A 3,208-nucleotide genomic window follows, 5' to 3' on the forward strand; every position below is an offset into this window, starting at 1 on the left:
TCATGTACATTGAAAACCGTATAGAAGTAAAGAGAAGAGTAAAACGATTTCAAATCGAGCAAACGAAATGAAAGCGAGAACGCAAACGTATCGATCAGATACACTCACACAAATTTCATTACGATTAAGTAGTGAAGGGCGCACGGCGGATGCCTAGGTACCAAGAGCCGATGAAGGACGGAACAAACACCGATATGCTTCGGGGAGCTGTAAGTAAGCGATGAACCGGAGATTTCCGAATGGGGAAACCCAATACCGCGAGGTATTACCACAGCGTGAATACATAGCGCTGTTGGAGGACACCTGGAGAACTGAAACATCTTAGTATCCAGAGGAAGAGAAAGAAACATCGATTCCCTAAGTAGCGGCGAGCGAACGGGGAAGAGCCCAAACCAGCTTCGGCTGGGGTTGTAGGACATTCACAACGGATCTAAAGACTTAGACGAATGGTCTGGGAAGGCCAACCGCAGGGGGTAAGAGTCCCGTAGTTAAAAGGTTGATAGATTTAGAATGTATCCTGAGTACGGCGGAACACGAGGAATTCCGCCGGAATCCGGGAGGACCATCTCCCAAGGCTAAATACTCCTTGGTAACCGATAGTGAACCAGTACCGTGAGGGAAAGGTGAAAAGCACCCCGGGAGGGGAGTGAAATAGAACCTGAAACCGTGCGCTTACAAGTAGTCAGAGCCCGTTAAAGGGTGATGGCGTGCCTTTTGTAGAATGAACCGGCGAGTTACGAATATATGCAAGGTTAAGCAGAGAATGTGGAGCCGCAGCGAAAGCGAGTCTGAACAGGGCGAATGAGTATATGTTTGTAGACGCGAAACCAGGTGATCTACCCATGACCAGGCTGAAGTTCAGGTAACACTGAATGGAGGGCCGAACCGACTTACGTTGAAAAGTGACCGGATGAGTTGTGGGTAGGGGTGAAATTCCAATCGAACCTGGAGATAGCTCGTTCTCTCCGAAATATATTTAGGTATAGCCTCATATTAGCATCGTGGAGGTAGAGCACTGTTTGGATGAGGGGCCCATCCCGGGTTACCGAGTTCAGACAAACTCCGAATGCCACAGATGTGATGTATGGGAGTCAGACAGTGGGTGATAAGGTCCATTGTCGAGAGGGAAACAGCCCAGACCACCAGTTAAGGTCCCCAAATATATGTTAAGTGGAAAAGGATGTGGCGTTGCACAGACAACTAGGATGTTGGCTTAGAAGCAGCCATCATTTAAAGAGTGCGTAATAGCTCACTAGTCAAGTGACGCTGCGCCGAAAATGTACCGGGGCTAAACATATTACCGAAACTGTGGATTAAAATTTATTTTAATGGTAGGAGAGCGTTCTAAGTGCGGCGAAGCATGACCGTAAGGACATGTGGAGCGCTTAGAAGTGAGAATGCCGGTGTGAGTAGCGAAAGACGGGTGAGAATCCCGTCCACCGAACGACTAAGGTTTCCAGAGGTAGGCTCGTCCGCTCTGGGTTAGTCGGGACCTAAGCCGAGGCGAAAAGCGTAGGCGATGGACAACAGGTAGAAATTCCTGTACCAGTTAGATTGCATTTGAGTGATGGAGTGACGCAGTAGGAAAAGATGAGCGCGCGGAAGGAAGAGCGCGTCCAAGGCACAAGGCTGCATGCCAGGCAAATCCGGCATGCGTGACGGCTGAGTGTTGACGGGGAGCCGAAAATAGTAGGCGAAGCATACGGACTCACACTGCCAAGAAAAGCTTCTAGCAAGTAATCAGACTGCCCGTACCGTAAACCGACACAGGTAGTTGGGAAGAGAATTCTAAGGTGAGCGAGCGAACTCTCGTTAAGGAACTCGGCAAAATGACCCCGTAACTTCGGGAGAAGGGGTGCTTATAGAAATATAAGCCGCAGTGAATAGGCCCAAGCGACTGTTTACCAAAAACACAGGTCTCTGCCAAACCGAAAGGTGACGTATAGGGGCTGACGCCTGCCCGGTGCTGGAAGGTTAAGAGGAGTGCTTAGCGCAAGCGAAGGTACGAATTGAAGCCCCAGTAAACGGCGGCCGTAACTATAACGGTCCTAAGGTAGCGAAATTCCTTGTCAGGTAAGTTCTGACCCGCACGAAAGGCGTAACGATTTGGGCACTGTCTCAACGAGAGGCTCGGTGAAATCATAGTACCTGTGAAGATGCAGGTTACCCGCGACAGGACGGAAAGACCCCGTGGAGCTTTACTGTAGTTTGATATTGAATCTTGACTCCACCTGTACAGGATAGGTGGGAGCCTTAGAAGCATGGACGTCAGTCTATGTGGAGGCACTGGTGGGATACCACCCTGGTGTGGTTGAGATTCTAACCCGCAGCCGTGATCCGGCTGGGAGACAGTGTCAGATGGACAGTTTGACTGGGGCGGTCGCCTCCTAAAGAGTAACGGAGGCGCTCAAAGGTACCCTCAGAATGGTTGGAAATCATTCACAGAGTGTAAAGGCATAAGGGTGCTTGACTGCGAGACCTACAAGTCGAGCAGGGTCGAAAGACGGACTTAGTGATCCGGTGGTTCCGCATGGAAGGGCCATCGCTCAACGGATAAAAGCTACCCCGGGGATAACAGGCTTATCTCCCCCAAGAGTTCACATCGACGGGGAGGTTTGGCACCTCGATGTCGGCTCATCGCATCCTGGGGCTGTAGTCGGTCCCAAGGGTTGGGCTGTTCGCCCATTAAAGCGGTACGCGAGCTGGGTTCAGAACGTCGTGAGACAGTTCGGTCCCTATCCGTCGTGGGCGTAGGAAATTTGAGAGGCGCTGTCCTTAGTACGAGAGGACCGGGATGGACATACCACTGGTGTACCAGTTGTCGTGCCAACGGCATAGCTGGGTAGCTACGTATGGACGGGATAAATGCTGAAAGCATCTAAGCATGAAGCCCCCCTCAAGATGAGATTTCCCCAATAGATGCCTCAGAGACTATGAGGTTGATAGGTTTGGCGTGTAAGTGTGGCAACACATTCAGCGGACAAATACTAATCCATCGATGACTTATTCAAATAGTACGACCAGAAATTTAAAGAGTGCGTTCACTCTTCTCGATACTTCTATCCGGTTTTGAATGTACAGACATTCAATAGTCTGGCGGCGATGGCGGAGAGGCCACACCTGTTCCCATGTCGAACACAGCAGTTAAGCTCTCCAGCGCCGATGGTAGTTGGACTGACGTCCCGCAAGAGTAGGACGCTGCCAGGCT

Annotated in this window: 2 rRNA genes; both read left to right on the forward strand. The window is 50.7% G+C overall.

Annotated features, from left to right (window positions below):
- Window positions 1-122 precede the first annotated feature (122 nt).
- Window positions 123-3,011, forward strand: a 23S ribosomal RNA gene (locus DFR63_RS01165).
- An 81-nt stretch (window positions 3,012-3,092) separates the two neighbouring features.
- Window positions 3,093-3,207: ribosomal RNA gene (gene rrf / locus DFR63_RS01170) — 5S ribosomal RNA — on the forward strand.
- Window position 3,208 lies beyond the last annotated feature (1 nt).

The organism is Jeotgalicoccus halotolerans (genome assembly GCF_003387165.1).
GTDB classification, from domain to species: domain Bacteria; phylum Bacillota; class Bacilli; order Staphylococcales; family Salinicoccaceae; genus Jeotgalicoccus; species Jeotgalicoccus halotolerans.